Source organism: Paenarthrobacter sp. NPDC090522, from assembly GCF_044769225.1.
In the GTDB taxonomy this organism is placed as follows: domain Bacteria; phylum Actinomycetota; class Actinomycetes; order Actinomycetales; family Micrococcaceae; genus Arthrobacter.
In genome coordinates this window covers 317,231-335,530 of record NZ_JBIVXL010000001.1, presented here as the reverse complement: position 1 = coordinate 335,530, position 18,300 = coordinate 317,231, and the positions used below count along the sequence as shown (strand labels likewise).

Here is an 18,300-nt window from a genome sequence, read left to right as displayed (position 1 = left end):
ATAAGAAACGGTGCAGGAGAACACAGGCGCTGGAGCTGATTATCCGGGCGACGCCGAGGTAACCGACGATTTCGGCCTGGCTGGTGTCCCGGATGCCTTCCAGCGCCTGTGGACTCCGCACCGCATGGCCTACATCAAGGGCGGGCAGGACCAGTTCAAGAACAAGGACGACTGCCCGTTCTGTGTGGGGCCGTCGCGCACCGACGAAGAGTCGCTCATCGTCCATCGTGGCAGGACCTGCTACGTGGTGCTCAACCTTTTCCCCTACAACCCGGGCCACCTGTTGATCTGCCCCTACCGCCACGTGCCGGACTACACCGACATCACCGTGGAAGAGACGGCAGAATTCGCGGACCTCACCCAGACCGCCATGCGCGTGTTGCGGAAGGTCTCCAACCCCAGCGGCTTCAACCTCGGCATGAACCAAGGTGTCACCGGCGGCGCAGGAATTGCCGCGCACCTGCACCAGCACGTGGTTCCGCGCTGGGGCGGGGACGGGAACTTCTTCCCCATCATCGCCCAGACCAAGGCCATTACCCAGACACTGGACGAGGTCCGGAAACTGGTGGCCGAAGCCTGGCCGGGGGAGTCGAATGCTTAACCGGCATGCACGCGGCTTCTTTACCTCCCTCTTCACACCCGTTGCCCGCTGGCTCCTTAAGATGGGCGTTTCACCGGACGCGGTAACGATTGTTGGCACCGCCGGAGTCATCCTGGGTGGCCTGGTCCTGTATCCGCTCGGGTACCTCTGGTGGGGTTCGGTGGTGGTTGCCATCTTTGCCTTTTCCGACGTGGTGGACGGGATCATGGCCCGGCTTCAGGGCCGAAGCGGTGGCTGGGGCAATTTCCTCGATTCCACCCTTGACCGGCTGGCCGACGGGGCGATCTTCGCCGGCATCACCATCTGGTTCTTCACGAAGGGCGCAGACCCCGCCATTGCCACGGCCGCCGTTGTTTGCCTGGTCCTGGGCATGGTGGTTTCCTATGCCCGGGCAAAGGCCGAGTCCTTGGGGTACCACGCCAGCGTAGGCCTGGCTGAGCGGGCTGAGAGGCTGGCCTCCGTTCTGCTCGTGACGGGACTGACGGGGCTTGGGCTGCCACCGGTGGTTCTGTTCGCAACACTGGTCCTGCTTGCCATTGCGAGCGTCATCACCATCGTCCAAAGGATGGCCACGGTCCACCGGCAAGCCCTGTCGGAGGCCAAGGGAACTGGCATCTGACCAGAGTCGGGACGGGCGGATTGTGCAGGTGTCCTGCCGGACCCGGCCAAATGGGGATTTGGGGCAGTAATACAAGTACAGCCACCCCATCCACTGCGACTAGTATTACTAGTACTTGGTCACCTTGACCTGAACTCCGGTGTGCGCTGAATGCGGTCCTGTGCTGTGCGTGCCGCCGGTCAAAAGGTCGTTTATCTACCCATAGGGGTTTTTGTGTCTACTCCAGATGTAAGCAACGAAGCCGGTTCGTCCGCGAACAGCGTCACGGGCAGCAACCGCGTCAAGCGGGGCATGGCGGAGATGCTCAAGGGCGGCGTCATCATGGACGTCGTCAACGTCGAGCAGGCCCGCATCGCCGAAGATGCCGGTGCCGTGGCCGTGATGGCGCTCGAGCGCGTCCCGGCCGATATCCGCGCCCAGGGCGGCGTGTCCCGCATGTCCGATCCGGACATGATCGATCAGATCATCGCCGCGGTGTCCATCCCGGTGATGGCCAAGGCCCGTATCGGCCACTTCGTCGAAGCCCAGGTCCTGCAGTCCCTCGGTGTGGACTACATCGACGAGTCCGAGGTGTTGACCCCGGCGGACTACATCAACCACATCGACAAGTGGAACTTCACCGTTCCCTTCGTCTGTGGTGCCACCAACCTCGGTGAGGCGCTGCGCCGCATCAACGAGGGTGCGGCGATGATCCGTTCCAAGGGCGAGGCCGGCACCGGCGATGTCTCCAACGCGACCGGGCACATGCGCAAGATCCGTGCCGAGATCGCCAAGCTCTCCTCCCTGCCCGAGGACGAACTGTACGTCGCGGCCAAGGAACTGCAGGCCCCGTACGAACTGGTCAAGGAAGTTGCCGCCACGGGCAAGCTCCCGGTGGTGCTGTTCACCGCCGGTGGCATCGCCACCCCGGCTGACGCTGCGATGATGATGCAGCTCGGCGCCGACGGCGTGTTCGTGGGTTCGGGCATCTTCAAGTCCGGCAACCCGGCCCAGCGTGCTGCCGCCGTGGTCAAGGCCACCACCTTCCACGACGACCCCGACGTGATCGCCAAGGTCTCCCGCGGCCTCGGCGAAGCCATGGTCGGCATCAACGTCGACGAAATCCCTGAGCCGCACCGCCTCGCCGAGCGCGGCTGGTAAAAGCAGCTCAACGACGCCGGACGGTCACCTCCTGAGGTAACCGTCCGGCGTCGTTGTTTAATCCAGCCCCCGACGCTTCAGCAGCGGTTCCAGTTCTGCGTCGCGGCCGCGGAAGGCACGGAAGGATACCAGCGGGTCCCTGCTGTTGCCGCGGGACAAGAGTTCGGACCTGAAAACGTCTCCATTGGTGCGGGTGAGGCCGCCGTTTTCCTTGAACCATTCCACCGTGTCGGCGTCCAGGATCTCGCTCCAGATGTAGGAGTAGTAGCTGGCGGCGTAGCCCGCGCCCGCGAAGATGTGCTGGAAATAGCCGCTGCGGTACCGCGGTGGAATCAAGGGGTGGGCCACTCCGGCCTCGGCCAGGGCCTTCGCTTCGAAGGCAATAACGTCCTCCGGCACGTCGGCCTCCGAGAGGACGTGCCAGGCCACGTCGAGCAAAGCCGCGCCAAGATACTCGGTGGTTGCGAAGCCTTCGCCCCACAGCTGGGAGTCGTTGAGTTTCCGGACGATGTCTGCGGGCAACGGTTCGCCGGTCTGGTGGTGGCGGGCGTAGTTTGCCAGGACTTCCGGCCACATGATCCACATTTCATTGACCTGTGACGGGTACTCCACGAAGTCCCTCGGAACCGAGGTTCCGGAAAACCGCGGATACGTGACGTCGGAGAACAGCCCGTGAAGCGCGTGCCCGAACTCGTGGAACACCGTCCGGACCTCGTCCAGCGACAGCAGTGCGGGTTCACCGGGCGCCGGTTTGGTGATGTTGAGGTTGTTGATCACCACACCCTGCGTGCCCAGGAGACGGGACTGCTCCACGAGGGAGTTCATCCACGCGCCGCCCCGTTTGGTCTCCCGGGTGAAGTAATCGCCCAGGAAGAGTCCCAGCCTGCTGCCGTCTTCGTTGCGGACTTCCCAGACGCGCACGTCGGGGTGGTAGCCGTCCAGGTCCGGCCTTTCGTGGAAGGTGATGCCGTAAAGGGCGGTTGCGGCATGAAAGACGCCTTCGGAAAGGACCGATTCCAACGTGAAGTAGGGGCGGATGGCTTGCTCATCCACCTGGTACTTTTCCTTTCGGACGCGGGCCGAGTAGAAAGCCCAGTCCCAGGGCTGCAGTTCATGCCCGGCCAGCTCAGCCAAGGCCGTCGCCTCCCCTTGGGCGTTGCGGACGGCCGCCGGCGCCAATCGCCCCATCATGGCTCGGACCGCTTCGAACGAGGGAGCGGTTTGTTGGTCGATCACCAGTTCGGCATAGTTGGCAAAGCCCAGGAGGCGTGCCTTCTCGGCCCGCAGACGCACGGTCTGGAGAATAAGGTCACGCACGTCCAGGGAATCATCTGATGTGCCGCGGGCCAAGGATGCTTCAAAGAGCCGACGGCGGATGGTGCGGTTCTCGAGCGACGCCAGGGCCGGCTGGTTGCTGGGCTGGATGAGCGTGAGAAGGTACTTGCCCTCGTGGCCAGCTGCCGCCGCTGCTTCAGCAGCGCCGGCAATGTCGCTGGATGGCAAGCCCGCCAGGTCAGTGACATCGTCCACGAGCAGGGCGGCGGACTTCATGGCTTCCTTGGTCCGTTGGCCAAACCCTGTGCCCAGCCGGGAGAGTTCGGCGTTGATCTCCTTCAATCGTTCCTGCGCCGTGGCGTCCAACTGGATGCCTGACTGGCGGAACTCCTTGAGATATTCCTCCACCAAGCGCGCCGATTCTGCGTCCAGTCCGGATACATCCACTGCCGCGAACCGTTCATGGAGGTTCCGGTTGAGGAACACAGCGTCCTGGTGTGTGGAGAGTTTGGGGGAGAGGTCGGTTTCAAGATCCCGGATGGCATCGGTGGCATCGGCCGATACCAACGTAAAGAAGGCGGCCGCGGCCCGGTTGAGCAATTGGCCGGAACGTTCCATGGCAAGGACCGTGTTGTCGAACGTTGCCCGCCCCGGATTGTCTGCGATTGCGGCAATTTCCTGGAGGTGTTGGTCGAGTCCGGCTTCCACGGCTTCCGCGTAGTGTTGGACGGTGATGTCAGCAAAAGGTGGCAATCCGAAGGGAAGCGGGCTCGGGCTGAGAAGGGGATTCGGGCTGGTCATGAAATGACTCTTTCATTTGAAGTTCGTGTCCTCAAGGGCGCCGCGTCCGATCGGCGGCAGCCGTGGCCGTAGGATGGCCGGTATGGGGAAAGTCACATGGACCGCTCGCGCCTCCGTCCCAAAGCTGGCTTGGCTGCTGACAGCCAGCGCCCTCCTTGCCTTGCTCAACGGTTGCGGGGTCATCGCCGAGAATGACTCCAGTAACACGAGCAGTGCGGCGGAGCCGCCCGTCACGGCCACACCGAGTCCCACCCCGACGCCCGTCCCCACCCACGGCAAGGGGCCGGCGTGTCCAACCCTCCGCTGCACCTCCGTAACGGTCACCGGCGACATGCTGGTCCATACCCAGCTCTGGCAGCAGGCGCGGGCAGACGCCGCGGCTGCCGGCCAGCCCGGTTACACCTTTGTTCCACTCCTCGAGGGGCAACGGAAATATGTAGCCGCCAGCGATCTCGCCATCTGCCACCAAGAGACTCCCGTGGCCAACCCGGAAGGCCCCTTCTCGGCCTACCCGTCCTTCAACGTGCCACCCCAGATCATCGCCGCGTCCAAGGACATCGGCTACCAGGCATGCACCACGGCCAGCAACCACACCATCGACCGCGGCACGGATGGCCTGCTCCGTACCCTGGATGCCCTCGACGCCGCCGGGCTGAAACACACCGGGTCCTACCGCACGGTGGCAGCGTCCAAAGAAATCCTCATGCTCAAGACGCCGGCGGCAACCATTGCCGTGATCGCCGGGACGTACGGCCATAACGGACAGATTCCGGAGTATCCCTGGTTGGTGGACGAACTGGACCCGGCCGTCATGATCGCCAAAGCCACCCAGGCGCGCGCCCAAGGGGCGGACATTGTCCTGGGCGTCATGCACGCGGGCGACGAGTACGCGAGCGAGCCCAATGCCCAGCAGCAGGATGTGGCCCATGCGCTGGTGGACAGCGGCCAGTTCACCATGGTCTACGGCCATCACACCCATTCGGTGCTGCCCATTGAAAACTACAAGGGCACCTGGATCGTCTATGGGCTGGGTAACGGTATTACGGAATTGTCGCCGTGGTACGTCGTCAACAACGAGGGCCTGCTGGTGCGCGCACAATTCAGCCAGAATGACGCCGGCGCATGGAGTGTCTCGGACCTTGCCTGGGCGCCATCAGTGATTGTCCGCGATCCCTACCGCTGGTGTTCCGTGGCCAGTGACGCTCCGCAGGGTGTTTGCGCCTCACCAGTGGCAGACGCGGAGACGCATCAGCGAACGCAAGCAGTGGTGGAGTCCATGGGCGCGGCAACGGCCGGCGCCCACGAACTCCTCATCACCAAGGAGAAGTAACCGCTACCGCGGCCGGCGTGCGGCGTGTTCGCGCGCGAGGCGGGCGTAGTCGTCGTCGGGCATTCCCGGAACAAAACTGCCGAACTTCCGCTCCGCGGCCGTCTTGATCAGGAAGTCCGCAATCGCCGGGTTCTTCGGCAGCAGCGAGCCGTGGAGGTAGCTGGCCACTACGTTGCGGTAGCGGGCGCCCTCATGGCCGTCCTTACTGTTGTTGCCGGCGCCTTTCGTCACGGTGCCCAGCGGGTCGACGCCGGGACCCAGCGTGGTCTGTCCACTGTGGTTTTCGTAGCCCAGGACCTCGCCGAACTCCGCGGATTTCAGGGCGACGTTGCCGATCAGACGCTCATTGGTGCCATGTGTTTCGACGTCCAGGATGCCGATGCCGGGAATCACCGGGCCTGCGCTGGTTTTGAAGAACTTCCCGAACAGTTGGTAAAGGCCGCAGATCACCAGCATGGGGGCGCCGTCGTCAGCCAGTCCCCGCAGGACGTCGGCCCGTGCCTGGAGGTCATCCTGGATGCCCACCTGGCCGCTGTCCTGGCCTCCGCCGCCCACAATGATGTCGATATCCTCCGGGAAGTCATCGCCCACGTTGTACTCCAGCAGTTCCGGCGTGTAACCGTGCCACTTGATGCGCTGCTGGAGCACCAGGGCGTTTCCCCAGTCCCCGTAGATGTTCATCTCCTTGGGATACAGCTGCAGGACCCGCAACGTACCCTTGCCCGGTTGGCTTTCCTGGGACTCTTTGGTTTCCGACGTCATGAGACCACCTCAACAATGGTGATTTTGGCCAGTTCGCGGCGGATGGCGAGCATGGCGGTGTAAGTGCAGAAGATGCGCTTGGGCTTGCCGCGCGATCCGTCGATGAACGTCCGCAGCGCGGCCGTGATATCGGTTTCGACGGCGCCGAAAGGCACCTCGTCGTACTGCAGGCGAAGGGCCATGTCGTAGGCCCGGACACCCGTGAGGACTTCCACGCCGTTCCCGCGCAAGGATTCGAACTCCACGTCCCAGAGCCAGGACATGTCCCTGCCGTCGGCGTAGTTGTCATTGATGGCGATCATGGTGGCGTAGCCGCCCGCGGGGAACGACTTGAGCCCGAGGCGGAAGCCGCTGGGGTTCTTGACGAGCACCAGTTCCAGGGGCTGGCCGTCCACCGTGAGGCTTTCGCCGCGGCCGAAGGCGGGAGCCACCTCGCCGAGGGCCTTGACGAGCTTCGGGGTGTCCACTTCGCCCGCGCCAAGGATGGCCCGGGCAAGGGACAGCGCCGCGGCGGCGTTGAAGATGTTGTACACGCCGCGCAGCTTCATCCGGGTGGTGACGGTCTCGCCGTCGAACTCAAAGTCAGCGTCGTCGGCACCTACCCGGCGGAGTACGACGTCGGCCGCCGGGGCGGCGGGAGCGTCACCTGCGGCTGACGTCCCCGGGGAAGTGGTGCCGGTGGCGGTCCGCATGTCGTCATCGTTGGGAAAGGTGCTTCGGAGGGACTCGTCCAGGCCGAAATAGCGGATGGCCGGGTGGAGGACCGCGTCGGGGCTGTGGATGGCTTGGGCGATGCGTGCCACGCGTGGGTCTTCGCGGTTCAGGACGACTGTATCCGTGGTCTTGAGGGCGATGTGTTCCAAGAGCCGGGCAGTCTTGTCGATCTCGCCAAAGCGGTCCAACTGGTCACGGAGGACATTGAGCAGGAGGCTGAAGCGCGGCGAGACCTTGTTCACGAAATGGACAGCATGTGCCTCATCCAGTTCCAGGACGGCCACGTCGGCGTCGAGCTTTCCGCGCCAATCGACGTCACCCAGCAGCGACGCGGCCACGCCGCGGGTGAAGTTGCTTCCGCTGCGGTTGGTGAAGACCTTCAGGCCCTGGCTTTCAAGGAGTTCCACCACCATCTTGGTGGTGGTTGTCTTGCCGTTGGTCCCGCTGACCACGGCAACGCCGTGCGGCAAGGAAGCCAAGGTCCGCTGCATGAAACCGGGGTCGATTTTCTCGACCACCAGGCCGGGAAAAGCTGAGCCTCCGCCGCGAAGCCGGGACAGTCCACGGACCACTTTGCCGAGGGGGACGCTGAAGGAAAACATGCTCTGTAATATATCCCAGTTGGTGCATGAAGCCCGGTCCCTGGACGTGGTCCCGGTGTCCGGGCCACTATGATGGTCGAATGACCAATTCCCTTTCCGACGCTTCATCACGCGTGGGTGCAGGACTCCGGATCGGCGTGCTGGCTCTCCAAGGTGACTTCCGTGAACACATCCATGCGGTGGAAGCCGCGGGTGCTACGGGCATCGGCGTCCGCCGTCCGGCCGAACTCGATGACATCGACGGCCTCATCATTCCCGGTGGGGAGTCCACGGCGATCGACAAGCTGGCCCGGATCTTCGAGGTTGCGGATCCGCTGCGCAAACGCATTGCCGACGGCCTTCCCGTCTATGGGTCCTGTGCCGGAATGATCCTGTTGGCAGACGAGATCGCCGATCCGGCCACCGACATGGAGGGGAACCCGCAGCAGACCTTCGGTGGCCTGGACATTACCGTGCGCCGCAATGCCTTCGGCAGGCAGCGGGAGTCCTTCGAAACGGACCTCGACTTCAAGGGGCTCGACTTCAGCGCTGGGGAGTCCGGCGTCGATCCTGTGCATGCCGTCTTCATCCGCGGACCGTGGGTTGAGCGCGTGGGTCCGGACGTCGAAGTATTGGCCCAGGTGGATCCCGACCATGCAAGCCACACGGCCACTTTGCATGGATTGGCTAGAATTGTTGCAGTGCGCTCCGGCCACCTGTTGGCAACCTCCTTCCATCCGGAAGTGACGGGCGAGAAGCGCGTGCATGAACTCTTTATTCGAATGATCAGAGGAGAAGCGTAAAGCATGTCAGGCCACTCCAAATGGGCGACCACCAAGCACAAGAAAGCCGTCATTGACGCGCGGCGTGCAAAGTCGTTCGCCAAGCTGATCAAGAACATCGAAGTTGCTGCCCGGATGGGCGGACCGGACCTCGCCGGCAACCCCGGCCTGGAACTTGCCGTTACCAAGGCGAAGAAGACCTCCGTTCCCAACGACAACATCGACCGCGCCATCAAGCGTGGTGCCGGCCTCACCGGTGAAGTGGTTGACTACACCGAGATCATGTACGAGGCACGCGGACCGCAGGGCTCTGCCGTGCTCATCGAATGTCTGACCGACAACAAGAACCGCGCCGCTTCCGAAGTCCGGCTCGCGATCTCCCGCAACGGCGGCACCATTGCCGACCCCGGATCCGTCAGCTACCTCTTCACCCGCAAGGGCGTGGTGGTCCTGCCGAAGAATGGCCTGAGCGAAGACGACATCCTCATGGCGGTCCTTGAAGCAGGCGCCGAAGAAGTCAAGGACAGCGGCGAGAACTGGGAAATCCACTCCGAGCCCTCGGACCTCCAGGCCATCCGTGATGCCTTGAAGGATGCCGGGATCGATTACGACTCGGACGAAGCCGAGTTTGTCCCGTCCATGCAGGTGGACCTGGACGTCGACGGCGCCAAGAAGTTCATGAAGCTGGTTGACGCGCTCGATGACCTGGACGATGTCCAGAACGTCTACAGCAACGCCGACTTCAGCGAGGAAGTGCAGGCAGCCCTCGACGCCGACTAGGCCGGGGCAACGCAACACATCCACCACTGACAGGAAGGCCCGGACTTGACTCTTCGCGTATTGGGAGTCGATCCGGGCCTTACCCGTTGCGGCATCGGCGTGGTGGACATCGAGCGGAACCGACGGGCAACCATGGTGGCAGTGGGGGTGGTAGGAACCTCAGCCGAACTGACGCTTGACCGGCGTTTACTGGTGATCGCCCAGGCCATCGATGAGTGGTTGGACCTGCATGAACCCGATGTGGTGGCGGTGGAGCGGGTGTTCTCACAGATGAACGTCAGCACGGTCATGGGCGTGGCGCAGGCGTCAGGCGTCGTCATTGCCGCCGCAGCCCGGCGGGACATTCCGGTGGCCCTGCATACGCCGTCGGAAGTGAAAGCGGCCGTCACCGGCAGTGGCAGCGCCAACAAAGAGGCCGTGACGAAGCTGGTCACCAAGATCCTTCGCTTGGATGCCCCACCCAAGCCCGCGGACGCCGCCGATGCTTTGGCCCTCGCCCTGACCCACGCCTGGCGGGCAGGTGGGACCATGGGGACGGCTTCCGCCAAGGGCCAGTCGTCGCTGACTCCTGCCCAGCGGGCGTGGGCGGAAGCCGAAGCCAAGGCGCGGCGTGGTCGGTAAAAGCCGGCGGCGCTTGCTAGGCTATTCGTAGATATGTTCGGATAATTACAGGAGCCGGGTCTTGATCAGTTTTCTTCGTGGAACGGTTGCCCACGTTGGCTTGTCCACCGCAGTGATCGACCTCAACGGTGCCGGCATGAGCGTCTACGCCACGCCCCAGACGTTGAGCCACCTCAAGGTGGGCGATGAAGCCAAGCTCTTCACGTCCATGATCGTCAGGGAGGACTCCCTGACCCTGTTCGGATTCGCTGACGAAGATGAACGTGAGGTTTTCGATGTCCTCTTGGGCGTCAGCGGCATCGGTCCCCGGCTGGCGCTGGCCGTGCTGGCCGTCCACGAGCCCGAAGCCATCCGGGTAGCCGCCCACACCGGTGACACCAAGGCCTTCACCAAGGTGCCGGGCATCGGCCCGAAGGTTGCCGGCCGCCTGGTCCTGGAGTTGGCAGGAAAGCTCGTCCCGCACGGAACGGGAACGTCAAGCACCCCCGCCGTGCAAATCAGTGCCGAATGGAAGCCCCAGGTGGTTGCAGCCATGACCAGCCTGGGCTGGTCGGAGAAGGACGCCACAGGAAGCATCGACAAAGCCATGGCCGACTCTCCCGAATTGGTGGACTCCGGCAACGTTGCCCAGATCCTCCGCGCCACGCTGCGTTGGCTGGGGCAGGACGGCGCCCGTGCGGGCAACCGCGTAGGCAGCCGTGGCTGAGCAATCCCTCGTAGCCGGGGGAGAGGAACCGGAGGAGCGGGTTATTGAAGCCGCGCTCCGGCCCAAGAACCTGCACGATTTCGTGGGCCAGCACCGGGTCCGGAAGCAGTTGTCGCTGGTGCTGGAAGCTTCCCGCATGCGTGGGAGGAGCGCTGACCACGTGCTGCTCTCCGGCCCTCCTGGCCTCGGCAAAACCACCCTGGCCATGATCATTGCCGCAGAAATGAATGCACCCCTTCGCATCAGCAGCGGCCCGGCCATCCAGCACGCCGGTGACCTTGCGGCCATCCTCTCCTCGTTGTCCGAGGGGGAAGTGTTGTTCCTCGACGAAATCCACCGCATGTCCCGGCCTGCCGAGGAAATGCTTTATATGGCCATGGAAGACTTCCGCGTGGACATCGTGGTGGGCAAGGGAGCGGGTGCCACAGCCATCCCGCTGGAATTGCCGCCGTTCACCCTGGTGGGTGCCACTACCCGTGCGGGCCTATTGCCCGGCCCGCTCCGCGACCGGTTTGGTTTTACCGGACACCTGGAGTTCTATTCGCTGTCCGAGCTTGAGCTGGTCCTGCGACGTTCGGCCGGCTTGCTGGATTTGAAGGTCAACTCTGCAGGGTTCACCGAGATTGCCGGCCGGTCCCGGGGAACGCCCCGTATTGCCAACCGCCTGCTCCGGCGTGTCCGGGACTGGGCGCTGGTACACGGCATTGAGCAGATCGACGCCCGCTCGGCCGCGGCGGCCCTGGACATGTACGAGGTAGACGTGCGAGGTCTGGACCGGTTGGACCGCTCGGTCCTGGAAGCCCTGATCACCAAATTCAACGGTGGTCCCGTGGGGTTGTCCACGCTGGCCATCGCCGTCGGAGAAGAGCCGGAGACGGTGGAAACCGTTGCCGAGCCCTACCTGGTCAGGGAAGGGCTGATGGGCCGCACGCCGCGTGGCCGCATCGCCATGGCAGCGGCCTGGACGCACTTGGGGTATGCGGTGCCTGCCGGGGTGTTCGGCCAGGAACAGCTGGCACTGTTTGACGAGGACGAAAACAACGCTGAGAGCGTAGACACCCTCGGTTAACACGCCCCGTTCAGAATTTCCCTCTAGACTGGTATGACGCTCGGCACAGGACGTTGCCGTGAACAAAACGTAAGTACAGAACGGAACTTCCCTGTGGATCCAATGACCATATTGCTGTTCGTCATGCTTGGCCTCTTTGTCTTCATGATGTTCCGCCGCAACAAGAAGACCCAGCAGCAGCAGGCTGAGATGCAGTCGAAGTTTGCGCCGGGTGTTGACGTCATGACCAGCTTTGGCCTGTTTGGCCGCATCGTGTCCATCGACGAGGCCGAGAACAAAGTTGTCATCGAGCTCTCCCCGGGCAACGAGGCCACGGTCCACCGCCAGGCTGTCACCAAAGTGGTGGACAAGCCCGAAGAGGAAGCTCCGGTTGTGCCGGACGACGCTTCTTCCCTCACTGTCGCCGAGACTGAAGGCCCGGCTGCAACTGAGACGCCCGAAGAAACCATCGCGCGCCTCAACAAAGAGGACAAGAAGGACAATTAGCACTGTCAGTCGCGGTAACACCGCGCACGTTAACTTCTAAGGCAGCGGAAAGCCGCCGGCGGACGCTTACCAGCGTCGGCCGGCGGCTGTCCGGCGATAACAGGAAGATCGATTAATGGCACGGACCGGCCCCAAAAACTCAGCCCGCAGGGTGCTGACCTGGCTTGGAGCAATTTTCGTTGTACTGACCGCAGTCCTCGGTGGCGGGGTCCTGACTGGCCACGCCAGCTGGGCTCCCAAACTCGCCTTGGACCTTGAGGGTGGAACCCAGATGATCCTGGCGCCCAAGGTGGAGGGTGCCAGCGATATCAATGAGGAGCAACTCAACCAGGCTGTCGCGATCATCCGCCAGCGCGTGGACGGCTCCGGTGTTGCCGAAGCCGAAATCAGCACGCAGTCAGGCCGCAACGTCGTGGTCAGCCTGCCGGGTACGCCGTCCAAGGAAACCCGCGACCTCATCCAGGCCTCGGCGGACATGAACTTCCGCCCCGTCATCACCTACGGCGATCCTGCTGCGGTCCCCGCCGAATCCCGCACTCCGGACGACCAGCTGAACAAGCCGACCGCCGAGCCGACCAACGCGAGCGATCCGAACTGGGTCACCCCCGAGGTCCAGAAGGAATTCGAGGCCCTGGACTGCGTCAATCCTTCAACGGAGAAGCGCGACCGTTCGGACCCCGCGAAGCCCCTGGTGACGTGCGAGGCCGCGACGGACAAGACGCCGGCCATCAAGTACATCCTCGGACCGGTGGAGGTCAAGGGCCAGGACATCGCCGATTCCACGTTCTCCCAGGTCCAGGGTGCACAGGGAACGGTGACCAACTCCTGGGGCGTGAACATCGTTTTCAACGGTGACGCCACGGAGAAGTTCAAGCAGGTTACCGAACGCCTCAACCAGTACTATGTTGCCGCGCAGGCCCAAGGCAGTGACGACCCCAAGTCGCAGTTCGCCATTGTATTGGACGACAAAGTCATCTCGGCTCCCCGCGCCCTGGCCGTCATCACCGATGGCCGTCCGCAGATCACCGGAAACTTCACCCAGGCCACAGCCAAGGCCCTCTCCGACCAGCTCCGCTACGGCGCACTGCCCATCAGCTTCGAGATCCAGTCGCAGGAACAGATCTCGGCCACCCTCGGTGGGGACCAGCTTCGCCTTGGCCTGTTGGCGGGCCTGATTGGCCTTGCCTTGGTGGTTGTCTACTCGCTGTTCCAGTACCGCGCCCTTGGCCTGGTAACGGTGGCATCGTTGGTTGTGGCTGGTGCGCTGACCTACCTGGCCATCGCCATCCTGGGCTGGACCGAGAACTACCGTCTCTCCTTGGCCGGTGTGGCCGGTTTGATCGTCGCCATCGGCCAGACGGCTGACTCCTTCATCGTCTACTTCGAACGAATCCGCGACGAGCTCCGTGAGGGCCGCGGCCTGGTCTCCGCCGTCGAGAACGGTTGGAAGCGCGCCAAGCGCACCGTCCTGGCATCGAAGGCCGTCAACCTCCTCGCCGCCTTGGTCCTCTACTTCGTGGCCGTCGGCAACGTCCGTGGCTTCGCCTTTACCTTGGGCCTCACGGCCGTGGCCGACCTCATTGTGGTCTTCATGTTCACCCACCCCACGCTGCAGGCCTTGGCGCGTACCAAGTTCTTCGGAGAAGGGCACCGTTTCTCCGGCTTGTCTCCTGACCGGCTGGGAGCAGTACCCCTGTACCGTGGCGCAGGCCGTCTCCGGACGCCCGCCGACAAGCCGGCCAACGTCCGCGCCCGGAATGCGGGTGCCACAGCCGAAGCTGAACGCCGCATGACCATCGCCGAACGGCGCCTTGCCGAGAAGGGCCAGCTCACCGGCACCTCGAACGGCACCAAGGAGGAGAAGTAATGAAGACGAGCTTCGCAACCTTCGGCTATGAGCTCTACACCGGCAAACGTTCGTACAACTTTGTCGACTCCAAGAAGATCTGGTTCACCATCGCGGCTGTCGCAGTGGTCCTTTCGATCCTGATTCCCGTTCTCAAGGGAGGCTTCAACCTCGGCATCGAGTTCCGCGGCGGTTCGGAGTTCACGGTTTCCAACGTGAAGACCACCGATGCCGCCCTGGGCGAGAAGGCTGTCCACGACGTCGTCGCGGGCGCCGTGCCGCGTGTGGCGAACGTCGCCGGCAACACCATGCGCATCCAGACGGACCAGCTGACTGACGACGAAACCAACCGCATCAAGGATGGCCTCACCAGCGCCTACGGCGTGACCGAGAATGAGGTCACCTCCAACTTCGTTGGTCCCACCTGGGGCCAGGATGTCACCCGGCAGGCGCTGATCGGCCTGGTGGTCTTCGTTGGACTGGCTGCCGTCCTCATGGCCCTGTACTTCAGGACCTGGAAGATGTCCCTGTCCGCCCTGGTGGGCATGCTCGTCACGATGTTCACCACAGCGGGCGTGTACGCCCTGAGCGATTTCGAAGTCACGCCGTCGGCCATCATCGGCTTCCTGACCGTCCTTAGCTACTCGCTGTATGACACGGTGGTGGTCTTCGACAAGATCCGTGAGAACACGTCGGACATCGCGACCTCTTCCCGCCGGACTTTCGCCGAAGAGGTAAACCTCGCGGTCAACCAAACCCTGGTCCGTTCCATCAACACCATGATGGTGGCCGTTCTTCCGGTTGCTGCGATCCTGTTCATCGGTGCCGGACTTCTTGGCGCGGGCACCCTGCGGGACCTCTCGTTGGCCCTGTTCGTGGGTATCCTGATCGGAACTGCCGCCACGATCTTCATTGCTGCGCCTCTGTACGCGTGGCTGCGCCAAGGCGAGCCGGAGCTCGTCAAGCAAGCCAAGAAGGTCTCCCACCGCCGTACCGAGGCCGCTGTTCCCAGCGCCTAGGAACTCTATCACCGGAAGAGCCGGGCACCTGCTTCAGTGCAGGCGCCCGGCTCTTTGACTTGCCGGTCCATCCGTCATGTGCTGCCGGGTTGCGGAAGCATTCGCTTCCGGGAATAGACTGGGAGAATTAAATCGGTCGTGAGGGGTACTTCTGTGGAAGAACGTGCGACGTCGGCACCACCGGCGGGCGGGGAAGACGGTCACAGCGGGGTGGCTGTTCCAGCAACAAGCGTGGCTGGACGGACTGCTGCTGTCCCGGTTGATGCCCCCGGGCCACGCCCAACCTTCCCTGGACGACGCGAACGCACGCGCTCCCGCCTGGCCCGCCTGACCGGCAGGGGAGTGGCACCATACTCGCCCATCCTGGAGCCGTTGCTGCGGACCGTCCGGGCCAACAACCCCAAAGAGGACTTCGACCTCATCCAGCGCGCTTTCGCCGTTGCGGAACGCAGCCACCAAGGGCAAAAGCGCAAGAGCGGCGATCCGTACATCACCCATCCCGTAGCCGTCGCCACCATTCTGGCGGAGCTCGGCATGACCGGTACCACGCTGGCGGCAGCCCTGCTGCATGACACTGTGGAGGACACTCCGTACACGCTCGCCGATCTGACGCGGGACTTTGGGCCGGAAGTAGCCATGCTGGTGGATGGCGTCACCAAGTTGGACAAGGTCAGCTTCGGCGAGGCGGCCCAGTCCGAGACGGTCCGCAAGATGGTCGTGGCCATGGCCAAGGACATCCGTGTCCTGATGATCAAGCTGGCGGACCGGCTCCACAACGCCCGTACCTGGCGGTTCGTGTCCGCTGAATCCTCCTCCCGCAAGGCGCGCGAAACCCTGGAGATCTTTGCTCCGCTGGCCCACCGCCTGGGCATGAACACCATCAAATGGGAGCTCGAGGACTTGTCCTTCGCCGCCCTGTACCCCAAGGTGTACGAGGAAATCGTGCGGATGGTGGGGGACCGGACGCCGGAGCGTGAGAAGAGCCTCAGCGTCATCCGCAACCAGATTGCCGATGACCTTCGCACCGCGCGGATCAAGGCGACCATCACCGGTCGCCCCAAGCATTACTACTCCATCTACCAGAAGATGATCGTCCGGGATAAGGACTTTGACGACATCAACGACCTCATGGGCGTCCGTGTCCTGGTGGATTCGGTCCGGGACTGTTACGCAGCCCTGGGCACCCTGCACTCGCGTTGGAACCCGCTCCCGGGGCGGTTCAAGGACTACATCGCGATGCCCAAGTTCAACATGTACCAGTCACTGCATACCACCGTGATCGGTCCTGGCGGCAAGCCCGTTGAGATCCAGATCCGGACCCACGAGATGCACCGCCGGGCGGAATACGGTGTAGCGGCGCACTGGAAGTACAAAGACCAGCCCAACCGCACGGCCGTTGGTCCGGGAAGCCCGCGTGACGGTGACATGGGTTGGCTGCGGTCATTGGTTGACTGGCAGCAGGAAACTTCCGATCCCGGCGAGTTCCTCGATTCGCTGCGTTACGAGATCAACGCCCGGGAAGTGTTCGTGTTCACGCCCAAGGGCGAAGTCATGGCGCTTCCGGCGGGATCCACGCCCGTGGACTTCGCCTACGCCGTCCACACCGAAGTGGGACACCGCACCATCGGCGCCCGGGTCAACGGCAAGCTGGTACCCCTCAACAGCGAACTGAACCATGGCGACTGGGTAGAGATCTTCACCTCCAAGGCAGAGGGTGCCGGCCCCAGCCAGGACTGGCAGCATTTCGTCAAGTCGGCGCGTGCCCGCAACAAGATCCGCCAATGGTTCAGCAAGGAACGCCGCGAAGAGGCCATTGACCGCGGCAAGGACATGCTGACGCGGGCGATGCGCAAACAAAACCTGCCACTGCAGCGCCTCATGACCCATGACGCCTTGTCGTCCGTGGCCGAGGACTTCCATTACGTGGATATTTCCGGCCTGTACGCGGGTGTAGGAGACGGCCACACGTCTGCACAGTCGGTCATGGAAAAGCTCATGGAGCAGCTGGGTGGCCATGAGACGCCTGATGAGGACCTTGACGAGGTCAGCATTCCGACGCAGGTGGCCAAATCCAAGTTCTCCGATTCCGGCGTCATTGTGCGCGGCGTGGGCGATGTGTGGGTCAAGCTTGCCCGGTGCTGTACGCCCGTCCCGCCGGATCCGATCCTGGGCTTCGTGACCCGGGGTTCCGGAGTGTCGGTTCACAGGACCGACTGTACGAATGTCGCAGGCCTTCGGGACCAGCCGGACCGGATCGTGGAAGTGGAATGGGCTCCGACGCAGTCGAGTGTCTTCCTGGTGGAGATCCAGGTTGAGGCGTTGGACCGCAAGTCCCTGCTCTCCGATGTCACCAGGGTTCTTTCGGACAACCACGTGAACATCCTTGCGGCATCGGTCCACACGTCCAGCGACAGGGTGGCCATTTCCAAGTTTGCCTTCGAGATGGGTGATCCGAAGTATCTGCATCACGTCCTGAGTGCCGTACGCCGCATCGACGGAGTCTTTGACGTCTACCGGACCACGGGCAACCGCCGCCGAAGCTAGCCATCCTGTAACCGGGCCAAGGTGGCGAGGGCGCGCTTCTTGTGCGGTACCCGCGGGGCAGCCTGCACGGCCAGGGTTACCAGGCGGAGCCGGACTCCAAGGTCCGGTTTTTCCAGGAGTGAAGACAACGCCGGAAGCGCATGCTCGGCTTCGACGTGCAAGGCGATGTCCGCTGCGGTCCGCAAGGGGCTGCTGACGAGCAACCCGCCAAGGCTGACGACGTCAAACTGGCCGAGCCGGACCTCGTGCAGGCTGCAGCCACGGGCACCGCGGATGCTGGAGATGCGGTGCTTGGCGTCAACCAGCAGCGTCAGGCTCCTGGGTGGCCTGGCACAGCCATAGATCCATGCCGCCGTCAGCCTGCCGGCCACCACTTTGGTCCGCATGCGTTCCGGAACGGCCAGCGCGGCAGCCCGGGCTCTCAGACGCGGGGTGACCGCGGATCCGGGCGCTGCGTAGCTTTTTCCGTACAGCGGCGACAGGATGCCATCCGATGCCATGCTCTGGAGTTCGGGCCAGGTGAAGATGCGTGGCGCGGAGTAGAGCTCATGGAGTACGGGTTCTTGCAGATGCGCGGTGGTGACAGCGGAGACCATCCATCGATCATTTCCCGAACCCCGAAAA

Annotated in this window: 17 protein-coding genes; 13 read left to right on the top strand and 4 right to left on the bottom strand. The window is 63.4% G+C overall.

Annotated elements, in window-relative coordinates:
- The first annotated feature begins 10 nt into the window (after window positions 1-10).
- From ACIQT2_RS01520 to pdxS, 3 genes are all read left to right on the top strand, one after another.
- The gene (locus ACIQT2_RS01520; RefSeq protein WP_387437166.1) at window positions 11-601 is read left to right on the top strand and encodes an HIT family protein; all 591 of its coding nucleotides are present in this window, start codon (window positions 11-13) and stop codon (window positions 599-601) included.
- Entirely contained in the window at window positions 594-1,220 is a 627-nt protein-coding gene (pgsA, locus tag ACIQT2_RS01515; RefSeq protein WP_402942926.1) for a phosphatidylinositol phosphate synthase, read from the top strand. Before ACIQT2_RS01520 ends, pgsA begins: the two co-directional genes overlap by 8 nt.
- A gap of 213 nt (window positions 1,221-1,433) precedes the next feature.
- The gene (gene pdxS, locus ACIQT2_RS01510; RefSeq protein ID WP_031215979.1) at window positions 1,434-2,360 is read left to right on the top strand and encodes a pyridoxal 5'-phosphate synthase lyase subunit PdxS; all 927 of its coding nucleotides are present in this window, start codon (window positions 1,434-1,436) and stop codon (window positions 2,358-2,360) included.
- Window positions 2,361-2,417: 57 nt separating this feature from the next.
- Here the strand turns inward: pdxS and ACIQT2_RS01505 are convergent, their stop codons facing one another.
- Window positions 2,418-4,436, bottom strand: coding sequence for a M3 family metallopeptidase (locus ACIQT2_RS01505; protein ID WP_402942923.1), 2,019 nt, complete (start codon window positions 4,434-4,436; stop codon window positions 2,418-2,420).
- 73 nt (window positions 4,437-4,509) lie between these two features.
- On the opposite strand from ACIQT2_RS01505, the gene ACIQT2_RS01500 reads away from it, so the two are divergent.
- Window positions 4,510-5,766, top strand: coding sequence for a CapA family protein (locus ACIQT2_RS01500; RefSeq protein WP_402942920.1), 1,257 nt, complete (start codon window positions 4,510-4,512; stop codon window positions 5,764-5,766).
- A gap of 3 nt (window positions 5,767-5,769) precedes the next feature.
- Here the strand turns inward: ACIQT2_RS01500 and ACIQT2_RS01495 are convergent, their stop codons facing one another.
- Both ACIQT2_RS01495 and ACIQT2_RS01490 read right to left on the bottom strand, forming a co-directional pair.
- Window positions 5,770-6,528, bottom strand: coding sequence for a type 1 glutamine amidotransferase (locus tag ACIQT2_RS01495; RefSeq protein WP_402942918.1), 759 nt, complete (start codon window positions 6,526-6,528; stop codon window positions 5,770-5,772).
- Complete coding sequence (locus tag ACIQT2_RS01490) at window positions 6,525-7,844, bottom strand: MurT ligase domain-containing protein (protein WP_402942915.1); 1,320 nt, start codon at window positions 7,842-7,844, stop codon at window positions 6,525-6,527. The genes ACIQT2_RS01495 and ACIQT2_RS01490 overlap by 4 nt, the downstream gene beginning before the upstream one ends.
- 80 nt (window positions 7,845-7,924) lie before the next feature.
- On the opposite strand from ACIQT2_RS01490, the gene pdxT reads away from it, so the two are divergent.
- The 9 genes from pdxT to ACIQT2_RS01445 all read left to right on the top strand — a co-directional run bounded on the left by pdxT (window position 7,925) and on the right by ACIQT2_RS01445 (window position 17,676).
- A complete protein-coding gene (gene pdxT / locus ACIQT2_RS01485; protein ID WP_402942912.1) occupies window positions 7,925-8,626 on the top strand; it encodes a pyridoxal 5'-phosphate synthase glutaminase subunit PdxT in 702 nt (233 codons plus the stop codon).
- Between the two features lie 3 nt (window positions 8,627-8,629).
- Window positions 8,630-9,385, top strand: a complete 756-nt coding sequence (locus ACIQT2_RS01480; RefSeq protein ID WP_402942909.1) for a YebC/PmpR family DNA-binding transcriptional regulator — start codon at window positions 8,630-8,632, stop codon at window positions 9,383-9,385.
- Window positions 9,386-9,430: 45 nt separating this feature from the next.
- Window positions 9,431-10,006, top strand: coding sequence for a crossover junction endodeoxyribonuclease RuvC (gene ruvC, locus ACIQT2_RS01475; protein ID WP_402942906.1), 576 nt, complete (start codon window positions 9,431-9,433; stop codon window positions 10,004-10,006).
- A 61-nt stretch (window positions 10,007-10,067) separates the two neighbouring features.
- Window positions 10,068-10,712, top strand: coding sequence for a Holliday junction branch migration protein RuvA (gene ruvA / locus ACIQT2_RS01470; RefSeq protein ID WP_402942904.1), 645 nt, complete (start codon window positions 10,068-10,070; stop codon window positions 10,710-10,712).
- On the top strand, window positions 10,705-11,781 hold the full coding sequence (gene ruvB / locus ACIQT2_RS01465) for a Holliday junction branch migration DNA helicase RuvB (protein WP_402942901.1): 1,077 nt from the start codon (window positions 10,705-10,707) through the stop codon (window positions 11,779-11,781). Before ruvA ends, ruvB begins: the two co-directional genes overlap by 8 nt.
- 102 nt (window positions 11,782-11,883) lie before the next feature.
- On the top strand, window positions 11,884-12,267 hold the full coding sequence (gene yajC, locus ACIQT2_RS01460; protein ID WP_402942898.1) for a preprotein translocase subunit YajC: 384 nt from the start codon (window positions 11,884-11,886) through the stop codon (window positions 12,265-12,267).
- A gap of 115 nt (window positions 12,268-12,382) precedes the next feature.
- Complete coding sequence (secD, locus tag ACIQT2_RS01455; protein WP_402942895.1) at window positions 12,383-14,134, top strand: protein translocase subunit SecD; 1,752 nt, start codon at window positions 12,383-12,385, stop codon at window positions 14,132-14,134.
- Window positions 14,134-15,132 carry a protein translocase subunit SecF gene (gene secF, locus ACIQT2_RS01450; protein WP_400331930.1) on the top strand — a complete coding sequence of 333 codons (999 nt, stop codon included), beginning with the start codon at window positions 14,134-14,136 and terminating at the stop codon, window positions 15,130-15,132. The genes secD and secF overlap by 1 nt, the downstream gene beginning before the upstream one ends.
- Window positions 15,133-15,285: 153 nt before the next feature.
- Entirely contained in the window at window positions 15,286-17,676 is a 2,391-nt protein-coding gene (locus ACIQT2_RS01445; protein WP_397321945.1) for a RelA/SpoT family protein, read from the top strand.
- Here the strand turns inward: ACIQT2_RS01445 and ACIQT2_RS01440 are convergent.
- Complete coding sequence (locus tag ACIQT2_RS01440; protein WP_400331932.1) at window positions 17,673-18,272, bottom strand: hypothetical protein; 600 nt, start codon at window positions 18,270-18,272, stop codon at window positions 17,673-17,675. The two genes, ACIQT2_RS01445 and ACIQT2_RS01440, sit on opposite strands and share 4 nt — an antisense overlap.
- Window positions 18,273-18,300 lie beyond the last annotated feature (28 nt).